The organism is Pseudomonas prosekii (assembly GCF_900105155.1).
Lineage (GTDB): Bacteria > Pseudomonadota > Gammaproteobacteria > Pseudomonadales > Pseudomonadaceae > Aquipseudomonas > Aquipseudomonas prosekii.
Genome location: NZ_LT629762.1, coordinates 1,800,168 through 1,816,361, shown reverse-complemented (window position 1 = coordinate 1,816,361; position 16,194 = coordinate 1,800,168). Strand labels below are relative to the sequence as shown.

Annotated in this window: 11 protein-coding genes; 7 read left to right on the top strand and 4 right to left on the bottom strand. The window is 59.6% G+C overall.

From position 1 onward, the window contains the following. Positions 1-150: 150 nt before the first annotated feature. From BLU01_RS08455 to BLU01_RS08440, 4 genes are all read right to left on the bottom strand, one after another. The gene (locus BLU01_RS08455; RefSeq protein WP_092273373.1) at positions 151-1,752 is read right to left on the bottom strand and encodes an ABC transporter substrate-binding protein; all 1,602 of its coding nucleotides are present in this window, start codon (positions 1,750-1,752) and stop codon (positions 151-153) included. A gap of 297 nt (positions 1,753-2,049) precedes the next feature. After that, positions 2,050-3,675 (bottom strand): ABC transporter substrate-binding protein, encoded by a 1,626-nt coding sequence (locus BLU01_RS08450; protein WP_092273370.1) that lies wholly within the window; start codon positions 3,673-3,675, stop codon positions 2,050-2,052. A 259-nt stretch (positions 3,676-3,934) separates the two neighbouring features. Continuing rightward, positions 3,935-5,536, bottom strand: coding sequence for an ABC transporter substrate-binding protein (locus tag BLU01_RS08445; RefSeq protein ID WP_092273367.1), 1,602 nt, complete (start codon positions 5,534-5,536; stop codon positions 3,935-3,937). A gap of 196 nt (positions 5,537-5,732) precedes the next feature. Continuing rightward, entirely contained in the window at positions 5,733-6,452 is a 720-nt protein-coding gene (locus tag BLU01_RS08440; RefSeq protein ID WP_092273364.1) for an SIMPL domain-containing protein, read from the bottom strand. A gap of 723 nt (positions 6,453-7,175) precedes the next feature. Here BLU01_RS08440 and BLU01_RS08435 point away from each other — a divergent pair. The 7 genes from BLU01_RS08435 (at position 7,176) to BLU01_RS08405 (ending at position 16,188) form a co-directional block, all read left to right on the top strand. Next, a complete protein-coding gene (locus BLU01_RS08435) occupies positions 7,176-8,438 on the top strand; it encodes an ATP-binding protein (protein WP_092273361.1) in 1,263 nt (420 codons plus the stop codon). Beyond that, positions 8,431-8,991, top strand: coding sequence for a response regulator transcription factor (locus BLU01_RS08430; RefSeq protein ID WP_092273358.1), 561 nt, complete (start codon positions 8,431-8,433; stop codon positions 8,989-8,991). The genes BLU01_RS08435 and BLU01_RS08430 overlap by 8 nt, the downstream gene beginning before the upstream one ends. A gap of 97 nt (positions 8,992-9,088) precedes the next feature. Next, positions 9,089-10,816, top strand: a complete 1,728-nt coding sequence (locus BLU01_RS08425; protein ID WP_092273355.1) for an ABC transporter ATP-binding protein/permease — start codon at positions 9,089-9,091, stop codon at positions 10,814-10,816. A 226-nt stretch (positions 10,817-11,042) separates the two neighbouring features. Continuing rightward, on the top strand, positions 11,043-11,792 hold the full coding sequence (locus BLU01_RS08420) for a FadR/GntR family transcriptional regulator (protein WP_178076522.1): 750 nt from the start codon (positions 11,043-11,045) through the stop codon (positions 11,790-11,792). Positions 11,793-12,229: 437 nt separating this feature from the next. Then, positions 12,230-13,141: a 5-dehydro-4-deoxyglucarate dehydratase gene (kdgD, locus tag BLU01_RS08415; RefSeq protein ID WP_092273349.1), complete on the top strand. Its 912-nt coding sequence runs from the start codon at positions 12,230-12,232 to the stop codon at positions 13,139-13,141. A 72-nt stretch (positions 13,142-13,213) separates the two neighbouring features. Continuing rightward, positions 13,214-14,659, top strand: coding sequence for an aldehyde dehydrogenase family protein (locus BLU01_RS08410; RefSeq protein ID WP_092273346.1), 1,446 nt, complete (start codon positions 13,214-13,216; stop codon positions 14,657-14,659). A gap of 77 nt (positions 14,660-14,736) precedes the next feature. Further along, positions 14,737-16,188 (top strand): MFS transporter, encoded by a 1,452-nt coding sequence (locus BLU01_RS08405; protein WP_258306381.1) that lies wholly within the window; start codon positions 14,737-14,739, stop codon positions 16,186-16,188. The last annotated feature ends 6 nt before the right edge of the window (positions 16,189-16,194 follow it).

Sequence of the window (16,194 nt, the reverse complement as noted above, 5' to 3'; positions counted from 1 at the left end):
TTTTTTGATGCCGGTCTTTTTTGGTGATCCGGCTATTTGGTTTGAACTCGTTCGAACCATCGCAAACGTTTGCTCTAGGCCTGATTGGCGAATTAAGGCAATGCGCTTGCGTGAGGGCGGGATCCGCCCTCAGCGTTTCTGGCTAATCGGTTATTTTTCCAGGCTGACGCCCGAGAACACGTTGCGACCGAAGGGGCTGACTTTGAACCCTTCGATTTTCGCGCTTAACGGCTGGTTGACCGTCGAGTGGGCGATTGGCGTGATCGGTACTTGTTGCTTGAGCAACTGTTGCGCCTGTTTGTAGAGCACGGTGCGTTGATCGCGGTCGGTGACAACCTTGGCCTGCTTGACCAATTTGTCGTAGGCCGGATCGCACCACATCGAGTAGTTGTTGCCGCCAATCGCATCGCAGCTATAAAGCGTGCCGAGCCAGTTGTCCGGGTCACCGTTGTCACCGGTCCAGCCAATCAGGCTGACGTCGTGCTCGCCATTCTTGGTGCGCTTGATGTACTCGCCCCATTCGTAGCTGACGATCTTCACTTTGAGGCCGATTTTCGCCCAGTCAGCCTGGAGCATTTCGGCCATCAACTTGGCGTTGGGGTTGTATGGGCGCTGCACCGGCATCGCCCACAAAGTGATTTCGGTGCCTTCCTTGACGCCGGCAGCCTTGAGCAATTCCTTGGCTTTTTCCGGGTTGTAGGCGGCGTCCTTGATGGTCTCGTCGTAGGACCATTGGGTCGGCGGCATGGCGTTGACCGCCAGTTGACCGGCGCCCTGGTACACGGCGTTGAGGATGCTTTGCTTGTTCACCGCCATGTCCAGCGCCTGACGCACTTCGAGCTGGTCGAACGGTTTGTGGCGCACGTTGTAGGCGATGTAGCCGAGGTTGAAGCCGGGTTTTTCGATCAGCTTGAGTTTCGCGTCGTTCTTCAGCGCGTCGACGTCGGCCGGGCGCGGGTGCAGGGTGATCTGGCACTCGTTGGCCTTGAGTTTCTGCACACGTACCGAGGCGTCGGTGTTGATCGCGAAAATCAGGTTGTCGAGTTTGACCCGGCTCGGGTCCCAGTACTGCTTGTTGCCGGTGTAGCGGATGTTGGAGTCTTTCTGGTAGCTCTTGAATACGAACGGCCCAGTGCCGATCGGCTTCTGGTTGATGTCGCTCGGTTTGCCCTCGGCGAGCAGCTTGTCGGCGTACTCGGCGGACAGGATCGCGGCGAAGCTCATGGCGATGTTCTGAATGAACGCGGCGTCGACGCTGTTGAGCGTCATGACCACGGTCAGCGGCCCGGTCTTCTCGACCTTGGCGATGTTCTTGTTCAGGCTCATCCCGTTGAAATAGGGGAATTCGGTCGGGTAAGCCTTACGGAAAGGTTGTTGCGGGTCGAGCATGCGGTTGAACGTGAACAGCACGTCATCGGCATTGAAATCGCGGGTCGGCGTGAAATAAGGCGTGGTGTGAAACTTCACCCCTTCGCGCAAATGAAAGGTGTACGTGAGGCCGTCTTCGGAAATATCCCAGCGTGTCGCCAGGCCCGGTACAACGTTGGTCGCGCCTTTTTCGAACTCTGCCAGACGGTTGTACAGCGGCTCGGCGGCATCGTTATCGGTCGCAGTGGTGTACTGCGCGGTATCGAAACCGGCCGGGCTGCCTTCGGAGCAGAACACCAGGCTATTGCTGGCGGCCTGGCTCATGGACGTGGCGGCCAACAGGCCGGTGCCCAGTAACGCGGATAAAACCAAGGTATGGCGCATGACGCTCCCTCTTTTTAGTGTTTAACAATGCGCCACCGTCCCGTCCGGGGACGTGGTGGGTGCATTGATCTCTAACCCGTTGCAGCAAACCGAGAGCCCACGCATCAACTGGTCAGATCCCGACGGTAGAAGCCGTGGGTCTGGCAGTAAATACGGAAAGGCCTGAAAAACGCGTAGGAAACAACCCAACGTCCTGCAACGCTTGTGCGGTGCGCAGGGGTTGTAGCTGTCAGTTGATTCCTACATTCCCGGCAGATAAAGCAACGGCGACGTTAAACGCGTCGCCGTTGCCAAATCTTATTTGCTGACGCTGACGCCGTAGAAGGAATTCAAGCCGAATGGGCTGATCTTGAAGTCCTGCACGTTGCTGCGCATGGGTTGGAACACCGTCGAGTGAGCGATAGGTGTCATTGGAACAGCGTCCTTGAGGACGTGTTGCGCCTGTTTGTACAGTTCGGTGCGCTTGCCTTGATCGGTGGTGCGCTTGGCTTCCTTGACGATGCCGTCGAACTTCTTGTCGCACCATTTGGAGAAGTTGTTGCCGCTCAGCGAGTCGCAGCCGAACAGGACGTTGAGCCAGTTGTCCGGATCACCATTGTCGCCGCTCCAGCCAATGATCATTGCCTGGTTCTCGCCGCCCTTGGAGCGCTTGATGTACTCGCCCCACTCGTAGCTGGTGATCTTCACGTTGAGGCCGATTTTCTTCCAGTCGGACTGCAACATTTCAGCCATCAGTTTGGCGTTCGGGTTGTACGGACGCTGTACCGGCATCGCCCACAGGACGATCTCGGTGCCTTCCTTGACGCCGGCTTCCTTGAGCAGCGCTTTGGCTTTCTCAGGGTCGTATTTGGCATCTTTGATGGTGGTGTCGTAGGACCACTGGGTCGGCGGCATGGCGTTGACGGCCAATTGGCCCGCGCCCTGGTAAACCGAATCAATGATTTGCGGCTTGTTCACCGCCATGTCCATGGCCTGACGCACACGGATATCGGCCAGCGGGTTTGGCTCGTTGCTGCCCTTGACCTTGTCCATCACGTTGTAGGCGATGTAACCGAGGTTGAAACCTGCCTGTTCAGGCATTTTCAGGGTTTTGTCTTCTTTGAGCGCTTTCAGGTCGGCTGGACGAGGGAACAGGGTGACCTGGCACTCGTTCTTTTTCAGCTTCTGAATACGTACCGACGGGTCGGTGGTGATGGCGAAGATCAGGTTGTCGATCTTCACGTCATCAGGCTTCCAGTAGTCCTTGTTCCCGGTGTAGCGGATGTTGGAATCTTTCTGGTAGCTCTTGAACACGAACGGGCCAGTGCCGACCGGCTTCTGGTTGATGTCGGCAGCCTTGCCTTCCTTGAGCAGCTGGGCAGCGTACTCGGCGGACTGCACGGAGGCGAAGCTCATCGCCATGTTCTGGATGAACGCGGCATCAACATCTTTGAGCGTGAACTTGACGGTGTGGTCGTCGAGTTTGTCGATCTTGGTGATGTTGGTGTCCATGCCCATGTCGGTGAAGTACGGGAATTCGGTCGGGTAGGCTTTGCGGAACGGATCGTCCTTGTTGATCATCCGGTTGAAGGTGAACAGGACGTCGTCGGCGTTGAACTCACGAGTTGGCTTGAAGTACGGCGTGGTGTGGAATTTCACGCCTTCACGCAGGTGAAAGGTGTACGTCAGGCCGTCCGGGGTAATGTCCCAGCTGGTCGCCAGGCCAGGAATCACGGCGGTGCCGCCGCGCTCGAACTGGGTCAGGCGGTTGAACATGGTTTCTGCAGAGGCGTCGAAGTCGGTTCCGGTGGTGTACTGACCAGGATCAAAACCGGCCGGGCTCCCTTCGGAGCAAAACACCAGGTTAGTCGCCGCTTGGGCGAAAGGTGCGCTAGCGAGAATGCTGGCGCCGACTAAAAACGGAATGACCGCGTGTTTGAACATGGTGGCCTCATGATTTGTTGTCATTTTTGGAATTAGAGGACGACCTCGTGAGTCGTGCCTGCGGATACTTATGCAGGGGCCATACCCATTGCAAGATCCAGAGCTGTTACAAGCATTAAACAGTGGCACGAACGTACCTTAATGTCGCATATGTATAAATTTTGACGCATTTGACCGTTTGCGCACGTCTTTTACGGTGCAAACCACGCACCGCAGAAGGGCGACCGGGGCGCTTGGCGCACCCGGTTGGCGCGTGGTGTTACTTATTTATACCCACGCCATAGAAGGGCGTAAGGCCAAACGGACTGATCTTGAAGTCAGTGACTTCCTTGCGCAAAGGCTGGAACACCGTCGAGTTGGCGATCGGTGTGATAGGCACTTGTTGTTTAAGAATTTTCTGCGCTTGTTGATAGAGTTTGACCCGCTCGTCGCGGTCGGTGGAAACCTTGGCTTGCTGGACCAGCTTGTCGTAGGCCGGGTCGCACCACTTGGCGTAATTGCTGCCCTTCACGGCGGCGCAGCTGTAAAGCACGCCGAGCCAGTTGTCCGGGTCACCGTTGTCGCCGGTCCAGCCGTAGATCATCGCGTCGTGCTCGCCGTTCTTGGCGCGCTTGATGTATTCGCCCCATTCATAGCTGACGATGTTGGCTTTGATGCCGACCTTGGCCCAATCCTGCTGGATCATCTGCGCCGACATCCGCGCGTTCGGGTTGGAGGCGCGCTGGACCGTCATCGCCCACAGATTGATGGTAGTGCCGGGCGCAATACCTGCTTCCTTCAGTAGCGCTTTAGCTTTGGTCGGGTCGTGTGGCGCGTCCTGGATGTTCGGATCGAACGACCATTGCGCGGGCGGCAAGGCGTTTTGCGCAAGCTGCCCGGCGCTCTGGTAGACGGCTTTGATGATCGCCGGTTTGTCGATGGCCATGTCCAGCGCCTGGCGGACTTTGAGCTGGTCCAGCGGTGGATGCGTGACGTTGTAGGCGAGGAACCCGAGGTTGAAACCGGCTTGCTTGAGCACGCTGAGGTTCGGGTCTTTTTCCATGGCGTCGATGTCGGCCGGGCGCGGGTAGCCGCTGACCTGGCATTCGCCGGCCTTGAGTTTCTGCAAGCGCACGGCGGCGTCGGGGGTGATCGAGAACACCAGGTTATCGATTTTCACGTCTTCGGGTTTCCAGTACGCCTTGTTGCCGACGTAGCGGATTTGCGAATCCTTCTGATAGCGCTTGAACACGAACGGGCCGGTGCCGATGGGTTTCTGGTTGATGTCGGCGGCTTTGCCTTCCTTTAACAGTTGCGCGGTGTATTCGGCGGACTGCACGGAGGCGAAGCTCATGGCGAGGTTCTGGATGAACGCGGCGTCGATGTTATTGAGGTTGAAGCGCACGGTGTGCTCGTCGATTTTTTCGACGCTTTTGATGGTTTTGTTGAGGTCCATGTCGGTGAAGTACGGCGACTCGGCGGGGTAGGCTTTGCGGAAGGCGTTTTCCGGGTCGAGCAGGCGCTGGAAGGTGAAGACCACGTCGTCGGCGTTGAAGTCGCGTGTCGGGGTGAAGTAGTCGGTGGTGTGGAATTTGACGTTGTCGCGCAGGTGGAAGGTGTAGGCGAGTCCGTCGTTACTGATGTCCCAATCGGTGGCTAGGCCGGGTTCGACTTCGGTGCCGCCGCGTTTGAATTGGGTGAGGCGGTTGAAGATGGTTTCAGCGGAGGCGTCAAAATCGGTGCCGCTGGTGTATTGGCTCGGGTCGAAGCCGGCCGGGCTGGCTTCGGAGCAGTAGACCAGGGTGGTGGCGGCTTGGGCCAGCGGAGCGAATGTGGCCAGGGTCAGTGCGAGCAATAGCGGCTTGATGGTGTTTCTGTGCATGAGGTCCCCGGAGGATTTGGGTAGCGGAATACCTCGGAGAGTAGCGTTGTTGACGGGTCGGGCGGAAATATCGTTTTTTCAGGGGGACCCCTCTATCCGGGCATAGATGGGGGGATGTGACGCACCATTGATCGTTCCCACGCTCTGCGCGGGAACGATCATGGTGCGAAGGGTTGGCAAATGAAGGGTTAGCGAATCAAGGCGTCATCAACACTTCAATCGAGCCGTCGGCGGTCATGCTGACCTGGCTGGTGCCCGCTTCTACTTCAGGCGTCACCGGTGCGGCGTCGGCGCCCGCCGCTTTCATCATCATGGGGGCGCGCATGTACGGTTGTGGATAGCCGTTGCTGTTGAGGTTCAGATTGACGATTTTGTAGCCCTTGCCGCCGAGCGCATCGGTGGCCAGTTGTGCGCGAGCCTTGAACGCGGTCACGGCTTCTTTGAGCAGCGCATCTTCGCTGGCCTTGCGGGTTGGGTTGGCGATGGCGAAATCCATGCCGCCCATTTTCAGATCGGTGAGCAGTTCGCCGGTGAGTTTTGACAGGGCGGCGAAATCGGAGCTTTCGAGGCGCAGTTCAGCGCGCTCGCGCCAGCCGGTGATTTTCTGACCTTTGGTGTCGTAGATCGGGTAGCTGTTGCGGCTGCCCTGGCGCAGGGTGATGTCTTTGACCTGTTTGGCCTGGCCGAGGGCTTTGTTCATGGTGGTGCTGACGTCGGCGGCGAGTTTGGCCGGGTCGGTGTTTTGCTCTTCGGTGTAGAGCGTCACGATCATCAGGTCGCGCGCCACTTCCTGGCTGACTTCGGCGCGCAGGGCGATCTGGTTGTAATGCAATTCGTCGGCGGCCAGGGCCGGGAGGCTGGCGACGGTGCCAACGCTGAGGGCGAGAAGGGCGGCGCTGCGGCGCAATGTGTGCATTAAAAGCTCCTTGGAAGTGGCGCAGGAACAATGTCCGAACCTGCGTGAAACCATCAGACTCTAACTTCTATGATCCGGTTCGCCCAGTTACAACTTCTATACAGATCAACAATCCTGTAGCAGCTGCCGAGGCACGAGGCTGCGTCCGGCTGCGCAGCAGTCGTAAAACCAAAGCACGAGGTTCTACTGAAACACCGCGTCGCCCGATCTCACGACTGCTGCGCAGCCGAACGCAGCCTTCGGCAGCTGCTACATGAGGCCGGGGCCAGTTCCAGATCACCAAAAACCCCTGTAGCAGCTGCCGAGGCACGAGGCTGCGTCCGGCTGCGCAGCAGTCGTAAAACCCGAGCCCCCGGTTTTACTGAAACACCGCGGCGCCCGATCTCGCGACTGCTGCGCAGCCGGACGCAGCCTTCGGCAGCTGCTACATGGGGCCGGGGCCAGTTTCAGATCACCAAAAACCCCTGTAGCAGCTGCCGAGGCACGAGGCTGCGTCCGGCTGCGCAGCAGTCGTAAAACCCGAGTCCCTGGTTTTACTGAAACACCGCGGCGCCCGATCTCGCGACTGCTGCGCAGCCGAACGCAGCCTCGCGGGCTCGGCAGCTGCTACAAGGGGTTTGTGTGGGGTGTTGGCGTGTGGCCGTTTGCCGCACTTTTGCCTGTCGGCCCCCGTGCTTGGTTATACTCCGTGCGATCCGCCTGGAGCGCTCATCAGGAGAGCTCATGCTCGCCGCCGTTCAAATCACTTCCGCAACTCGCCAGAATCTCTGGCGGCTGACGTTCATCCGCACTTTGGTGCTGGCCGCACAGGCCGGTTCCGTCGGGCTGGCCTACTGGTTCGATTTGCTGCCATTGCCCTGGTTTCAACTGGCGATGACCCTCGGCTGCTCGATGCTGCTGTGCGCGTTTACCGCGATTCGCCTGCGCACTTCATGGCCGGTGACCGAGCTCGAATACGCCGTGCAACTGGCCTGCGACCTGTTTATCCACAGTGCCTTGCTGTATTTCTCCGGCGGTTCGACCAACCCGTTCGTCTCTTATTACCTGGTGCCGCTGACCATCGCCGCCGTGACCTTGCCGTGGCGGTTTTCGCTGATTCTGTCGGGCATCGCGCTGGCCATGTACACGCTGCTGCTGGCGCGTTTCTATCCGCTGCAAACCTTCCCGATTGCCCGGGAAAACCTGCAGGTCTACGGCATGTGGCTGAGTTTCGCGCTCGCGGCGGCGGTGATCACCTTCTTCGCTGCACGCATGGCGGAAGAGTTGCGGCGTCAGGAAGAGTTACGCGCGATCCGTCGTGAAGAAGGCCTGCGCGACCAGCAATTGCTCGCTGTCGCCACTCAGGCTGCGGGCGCTGCGCATGAATTGGGGACGCCGCTGGCGACCATGAGCGTGTTGCTCAAAGAGATGCAGCAGGACCATCCCGACCCGCTGTTGCAGGATGATCTGAAGGTGCTGCAGGATCAGGTCAAACTCTGCAAAGAGACCTTGCAGCAACTGGTGCGCGCCGCCGAGGCCAATCGCCGCTTGGCCGTGGAGATGCAGGACGTCACCGACTGGCTCGACGAAGCGCTGAACCGCTGGCACCTGATGCGCCCGGAGGCCAGTTATCGCTTCCAGCGTCTCGGCCAGGGCAGCGTGCCGCGCATGGCGCCGCCGCCGGACCTGACCCAGGCGCTGCTGAATTTGCTCAATAACGCCGCCGACGCTTGCCCCGAGGGGCTGCAAGTGACGCTGGACTGGAATACCGAAGACTTGACCATCAGCATTCGCGACCACGGCGCCGGTGTGCCGCTGGCGATTGCCGAGCAGATCGGCAAACCGTTTTTTACCACCAAGGGCAAAGGTTTCGGCCTGGGCCTGTTTTTGAGCAAAGCCAGCGTGACACGCGCGGGCGGCTCAGTGAAACTCTACAGTCATGAGGAAGGTGGCACGCTTACCGAGCTGCGCCTGCCCCGTGTCGCCCGAGGAAACGAACATGAGTGAAGAGATCCAAGTAGAAGGCGAAGAGCTGCCGCATTTGCTGCTGGTAGACGATGACGCCACGTTCACCCGCGTAATGGCCCGCGCCATGGCTCGCCGGGGTTTTCGCGTGAGCACCGCCGGTTCCGCCGAAGAAGGCCTGACCATCGCCCAGGCCGACTTGCCGGATTACGCCGCGCTCGACCTGAAAATGGACGGCGATTCGGGCCTGGTGCTGCTGCCGAAACTGCTCGAACTCGACCCGGAAATGCGCGTGGTGATTCTCACCGGTTATTCGAGCATTGCCACCGCCGTCGAAGCGATCAAGCGCGGCGCCTGCAATTACCTGTGCAAACCGGCCGATGCCGATGACGTGCTGGCGGCGCTGCTGTCCGAGCACGCCGACCTCGACACGCTGGTGCCGGAAAACCCGATGTCCGTGGACCGCTTGCAGTGGGAACACATTCAGCGCGTGTTGACCGAGCACGAAGGCAACATCTCCGCCACTGCCCGCGCCCTGGGCATGCACCGCCGGACCCTGCAACGCAAATTGCAGAAGCGTCCCGTTCGTCGCTGAACCTGCGCTGAACGAATGCCGGCCGTGCCTCGCGACAAACCGGGCCGATCATCTATGATCGGCTCGTGCGTGTACTTTTTCCTATCGAGCCTAATTCATGAAGCAGAACGCTGAATATTCCGCGGTCAATGATGCTGTGCGCGGGCAGTTTTTTCGCAAAGTCTGGGCGATGATCACGCCGTACTGGCGCAGTGAAGAGAAGGGCAAGGCGTGGACGCTGCTGATCGCGGTGATTGTACTGTCGCTGTTCAGCGTGGCGATTTCGGTGTGGATCAACAGTTGGTACAAGGATTTCTACAACGCCTTGCAGAAAAAGGATGAGGCCGCGTTCTGGCAACTGATCCTGTATTTCTGCGGCATTGCGACGCTGGCGATTCTCGGCGCGGTGTATCGCTTGTACCTGACGCAGATGCTGACCATTCGCTGGCGTGCCTGGCTTACCGAACAGCATTTCGCCCGTTGGCTCGGGCACAAGAATTACTACCAGTTGGAGCAGGGCGGTTACACCGATAACCCCGACCAGCGGATTTCCGAAGACCTCAATACGTTCACCTCCAGCACCCTGGAACTGGGCATCGGTTTGCTGCGCAACATCGTCAGCCTGGTGTCGTTCTCGATCATTTTGTGGGGCGTTTCGGGCAGCATTGAAGTGTTCGGCATCACCATTCCCGGCTACATGTTCTGGTGTGTGCTGGTGTATGCGGTGATCGGCAGTTGGCTGACGCACCTGATCGGTCGTCGCTTGATCGGTTTGAACAATCAGCAACAACGCTTTGAAGCCGACCTGCGTTTCTCCATGGTGCGGATTCGCGAGAACGCTGAAAGCATCGCCCTGTACAACGGCGAACCCAACGAGAACCGCCGTTTGAGCGACCGTTTCGGTCTGATCTGGCACAACTTCTGGGACATCATGAAGGTGTCCAAGCGTCTGACTTTCTTCACTTCCGGTTACAACCAAGTGGCGATCATCTTTCCGTTCATGGTCGCGGCGCCGCGTTATTTCGCGGGCAAGATCGAACTCGGTGAGCTGATGCAGATCAGTTCGGCGTTCGGCAATGTGCAGGAGAGTTTCAGCTGGTTTATCAGCGCCTATCAGAACCTCGCGGCATGGCGCGCGACTTGCGATCGTCTGTTGAGTTTCCGTGAAGCGATGAGCGATAACGAAGAGCGTCCGCCGGCCATCGATGTGCAGAATCAGGGTTCGGCGCTGCGGGTCAGTAACCTCGGCCTCGACCTGGCGGACGGTCGTCACCTGCTGACCAGCGCCGACATGACCGTGGAGCAGGGCGAGCGCGTGATGCTCAGCGGCCGTTCCGGTAGCGGTAAATCGACGTTGCTGCGGGCGATGGGGCATTTGTGGCCAGCGGGCCACGGCAGCATCCGGCTGCCGGCGGCGCGTTATCTGTTCTTGCCGCAAAAACCGTATCTGCCGATTGGCACGTTGCGTGAAGCGCTGAATTATCCACAGGCCAGCGACGCCTATGCGCCGGAACGTTATGCACAGGTGCTGGAAACCTGCCGATTGCCGCATCTGGTGGCGCGGCTGGACGAGGCCAATCACTGGCAGCGCATGTTGTCGCCGGGTGAGCAGCAACGGCTGGCCTTCGCCCGCGCGCTGTTGTTTGCGCCGCAATGGCTGTACATGGACGAAGCCACCTCGGCGATGGATGAAGAGGACGAGGCGACGTTGTATCAGGCGTTGATCGATGAAATCCCCGGGTTGAGCATCGTCAGCGTCGGGCATCGCAGCAGTTTGAAGCGCTTCCACCCACGCCATGTTCGTATCGACAATGGGCGTTTGGCGGAGCAAGCCGTAACCGCCTAGGCACCACAGACGCCTCTTGTGGGGTGGGCCTTTGTGGCGAGGGGGCTTGCCCCCGTTGGACTGCGCAGCGGTCCCTGTTTTTCAGGGCTGCTTCGCAACCCAACGGGGGCAAGCCCCCTCGCCACACGAGCCTGGCTTCTGCGGGGTGGTGGGGGCGGTGGTGATCGTACAACCGTGTTGAGCTATGATGCGGTTTCAGCCGACATTTTCGAGACAGACGTTCACCATGGAAAACCCGATCGACGCACCTCGCCTTCCGCGCAAGCGCCGCAGCCTCGCTCAGGAACTGGTGACGGTGCTGTCCGAGCAGATCCGCGACGGCCAACTCAAACGTGGCGACAAGTTGCCCACCGAGTCGGCAATCATGGACGCGCATGGCGTCAGCCGCACCGTGGTGCGCGAGGCGATTTCCCGTTTGCAGGCCGCCGGGCAGGTTGAAACCCGCCACGGCATCGGCACCTTTGTCCTCGATACGCCGAGCCCGAGCGGCTTTCGCATCGACCCGGCGACCGTGGTTACGTTGCGGGATGTGCTGGCGATTCTCGAATTGCGCATCAGCCTGGAAGTGGAATCCGCCGGCCTCGCCGCGCAACGCCGCAGCGCCGAGCAATTGGGCCTGATGCGTGCGGCGCTGGACGCGCTCAACGAAAGCGCCGCGCACGCCAGCGATGCGGTGGCGTCGGACTTCCAGTTTCACCTGCAAATTGCGTTGTCGACCGGCAACCGCTATTTCACCGACATCATGACCCACCTCGGCACCAGCATCATCCCGCGCACCCGGCTGAACTCGGCGCGCCTGGCGCATGACGATCAGCAGCATTACATGAGCCGCCTGAGCCGCGAGCACGAGGAAATCTACGACGCCATCGCCCGTCAGGATTCCGATGCCGCGCGCGCCGCCATGCGCCTGCACCTGACCAACAGCCGCGAACGCCTGCGCCATGCGCACGAAGAAGCCGAGGCGCAACGCGGCTGATAGCGTGTCGTCTGCCAAGACGCCTTCGCGAGCAGGCTCACTCCTACAGGGTGAATGCGTTTCAACTGTAGGAGTGAGCCTGCTCGCGATGAGGCCCGCTGCCTGTCATCTCTCTGGCATTTACCCACTGATCGCCTGATCGGCACACATCAGTCAGTTGCCCTTCAACTCAACCACAACTCACGTTTCGTACTCCTCCGACAACCTACGACCCGCGCGAACACTTCTACGCGAACACAGCTCTACGCGAACATACCTCTAGCAGCGCGTTATCGCCGCCCCTGCCCTTATTCAATCACCCCCATCCACCACTAATTTCCCCACACAGCGATGAAATGCAGTTGACGGTTTTATTTTAGGTTGTACGATGACCTACAACTTCGGCGAAGGCTGAATGGTTTTTCTCACACAACGTTGCTACCCAGGGTGTTCGAATAATGAATCCACAAGAACTGAAGTCCATCCTCTCTTCCGGCCTGCTGTCTTTCCCGGTTACCGATTTCAATGCACAGGGCGATTTCCATCGCGCTGGCTACATCAAACGTCTCGAATGGCTGGCCCCATACGGCGCCTCGGCTCTGTTCGCCGCGGGCGGCACCGGTGAGTTCTTCTCTCTGGCGGCCAGCGAATATTCGGAAATCATCAAGACTGCCGTCGACACCTGCGAAACCAGCGTGCCAATCCTCGCCGGCGTTGGCGGTTCGACTCGCCAAGCCATTGAATACGCCCAAGAGGCCGAGCGTCTGGGCGCCAAAGGCCTGTTGCTGCTGCCGCACTACCTGACCGAAGCGAGCCAGGACGGGGTTGCCGCCCACGTTGAAGCCGTGTGCAAATCGGTGAAAATCGGCGTCGTCGTCTACAACCGCAACGTTTGCCGCCTCACCGCGCCGCTGCTGGAACGCCTGGCCGAGCGCTGCCCGAACCTGATCGGCTACAAGGATGGCCTGGGCGACATCGAGTTGATGGTGTCGATCCGTCGCCGCCTCGGTGATCGCTTCAGCTACCTCGGTGGTTTGCCGACCGCCGAAGTCTACGCCGCCGCTTACAAAGCGCTGGGCGTGCCGGTCTACTCCTCGGCGGTGTTCAACTTCATTCCGAAAACCGCGATGGATTTCTACCACGCCATTGCCCGCGAAGATCACGCCACCGTCGGCAAGATCATCGATGACTTCTTCCTGCCGTACCTCGACATCCGTAACCGCAAATCCGGTTACGCCGTGAGCATCGTCAAGGCTGGGGCAAAAATTGCCGGCTATGACGCAGGCCCGGTTCGGGCACCTTTGACTGACCTGACCGGCGAAGAGTACGAAATGCTCGCCGCGCTGATCGACAAGCAAGGTGCGCAATAACACATCCGATCAATAAGGCCGCTGAGTGATCAGCGGCCTTTTGGGTCTGGAGTTCTTTTAAGGGGAAAGCCCGTGGCAGATGCAAAACGCTTTGATAACTACATCAACGGTGAATGGGTTGCCGGCAGTGAATACTGCGCCAACATCAACCCGTCCGAACTGACCGACACCATCGGCGAATACGCCAAGGCTGACCTGGCCCAGGTACGCGCCGCCATCGACGCCGCCCGCGCCGCGTTCCCGGCCTGGTCGACTTCCGGCATTCAGGCTCGCCACGATTCGCTGGACAAAGTCGGCAGCGAAATCCTCGCCCGTCGCGAAGAGCTCGGCACCCTGCTGGCCCGCGAAGAGGGCAAGACCCTGCCTGAAGCCATCGGCGAAGTGACCCGCGCCGGTAACATCTTCAAGTTCTTCGCTGGTGAAACCCTGCGTCTGTCCGGCGATTACCTGCCGTCGGTGCGTCCGGGCGTCAACGTCGAAGTCACTCGCGAAGCGCTCGGCGTGGTTGGCCTGATTACCCCGTGGAACTTCCCGATCGCCATCCCGGCATGGAAAATCGCCCCGGCCCTGGCTTACGGTAACTGCGTCGTGCTGAAACCGGCCGACCTGGTGCCCGGTTGCGCCTGGGCGCTGGCCGAAATCATCTCCCGCGCAGGCTTCCCGGCCGGCGTGTTCAACCTGGTGATGGGCAGCGGTCGGGTGGTTGGCGATGCGCTGGTGCAGAGCCCGAAAGTCGACGGCATCAGCTTCACCGGTTCGGTCGGCGTCGGTCGTCAGATCGCCGTCAGCTGCGTCTCGCGCCAAGCGAAAGTGCAGCTGGAAATGGGTGGCAAAAACCCGCAGATCATTCTCGACGACGCCGACCTCAAGCAAGCGGTCGAGTTGTCGGTGCAGAGCGCGTTCTACTCCACCGGTCAGCGTTGCACGGCGTCGAGCCGCTTCATCGTCACCGCCGGGATTCACGACAAGTTCGTTGAAGCCGTGGCCGAGCGCATGAAGTCGATCAAGGTCGGCCACGCGCTGAAATCCGGCACCGACATTGGTCCAGTGGTTTCGCAAGCGCAGCTTGAACAAGACATGAAGTACATCGACATCGGCCAGTCCGAAGGTGCTCGTCTGGTCAGCGGCGGTGGTTTGGTGACGTGCGACACCGAAGGTTATTACCTGGCGCCAACGCTGTTTGCCGACAGCGAAGCGGCGATGCGCATCAGCCGTGAAGAGATTTTCGGCCCGGTGGCCAACGTGGTTCGCGTGGCGGATTACGAAGCGGCACTGGCCATGGCCAACGACACCGAATTCGGTCTGTCAGCGGGCATCGCCACCACGTCGTTGAAGTACGCCAACCACTTCAAACGCCACTCCCAGGCCGGGATGGTGATGGTCAATCTGCCGACTGCCGGCGTCGATTACCACGTTCCGTTCGGTGGCCGTAAAGGCTCGTCCTACGGCTCCCGCGAGCAAGGTCGCTACGCGCAAGAGTTCTACACCGTGGTGAAAACCAGCTACATCGGTTCGTAAACGCAACACCCCTGTGGCAGCGAGTTTGCTCGCGATGGTCTTGAGGACGCGGCGGTATACCTGATGCCCGCGTCATCATTGACCACCATCGCGAGCAAGTTCGCTCCCACAGAACAGCCAAAGATTCACCCGCGCATAAAAATAATCAGTGGGAGTACATCTACATGCAAGCGACCAAGCCGACTCACGTCCGCTATTTGATTTTGCTCATGCTTTTTCTGGTGACCACGATCAACTACGCCGACCGGGCCACTATCGCCATCGCGGGCTCCAGCCTGCAAAAAGACCTCGGCATCGACGCGGTCACCCTCGGCTACATCTTCTCTGCATTCGGTTGGGCCTACGTGGCCGGGCAAATTCCCGGTGGCTGGCTGCTCGATCGATTCGGCTCGAAAAAAGTCTACGCACTGAGCATTTTCACCTGGTCGCTGTTCACCGTGCTGCAGGGCTACGTCGGTGAATTCGGCATGTCTACCGCGATTGTCGCGCTGTTCATGCTGCGCTTTCTGGTGGGCCTGGCCGAAGCGCCATCCTTCCCCGGCAACGCGCGCATCGTTGCGGCGTGGTTCCCGACCGCTGAACGCGGCACCGCCTCGGCGATCTTCAACTCGGCGCAATACTTTGCCACCGTGTTGTTCGCACCGCTGATGGGCTGGATCGTCTACAGCTTCGGCTGGCAGCACGTGTTCATCGTCATGGGGCTGATCGGCATCGTCTTCTCGGGGATCTGGCTCAAGGTTATCCACAGCCCGCGCCAACACCCGATGATCAACGAAGCCGAGTTCAAGCACATCGCCGACAACGGCGGCATGGTCGACATGGACCAGGACAAAGGCAAGGGCAAAAAAGTCGACGGGCCGAAGTGGGATTACATTCGCCAGTTGCTGACCAACCGCATGATGCTCGGCGTTTACCTGGGCCAATACTGCATCAACGGCATCACCTATTTCTTCCTGACCTGGTTCCCGGTGTACCTCGTACAAGAACGCGGCATGACCATTCTCAAGGCCGGTTTCATTGCCTCGTTGCCGGCGATCTGCGGGTTTATCGGTGGCGTGCTCGGCGGGGTGATTTCCGATTACCTGCTGCGCAAAGGCCATTCCCTGACCTTCGCCCGCAAGGCACCGATCATTGCCGGTTTGCTGGTGTCGAGCAGCATCGTCGCGTGCAACTACGTTGATGTGGAATGGATGGTCGTCGGCTTCATGGCCCTCGCTTTCTTCGGCAAAGGCGTTGGCGCACTGGGCTGGGCGGTGGTGTCCGACACCTCGCCGAAACAGATTGCCGGCCTGAGCGGTGGTTTGTTCAACACCTTCGGCAACATCGCCTCGATCACCACGCCGATCGTCATCGGCTACATCATCAGCTCCACCGGTTCGTTCAAATGGGCGCTGGTGTTTGTCGGTTGCAACGCGCTGGTCGCGGTGTTCAGCTACCTGGTGATCGTTGGTCCGATCAAACGTGTGGTGCTCAAAGAGCCGCCAACCACCGGTCCTGAACTGACCAAATTAACCGAAGCGCATTCCTGAGGAGCG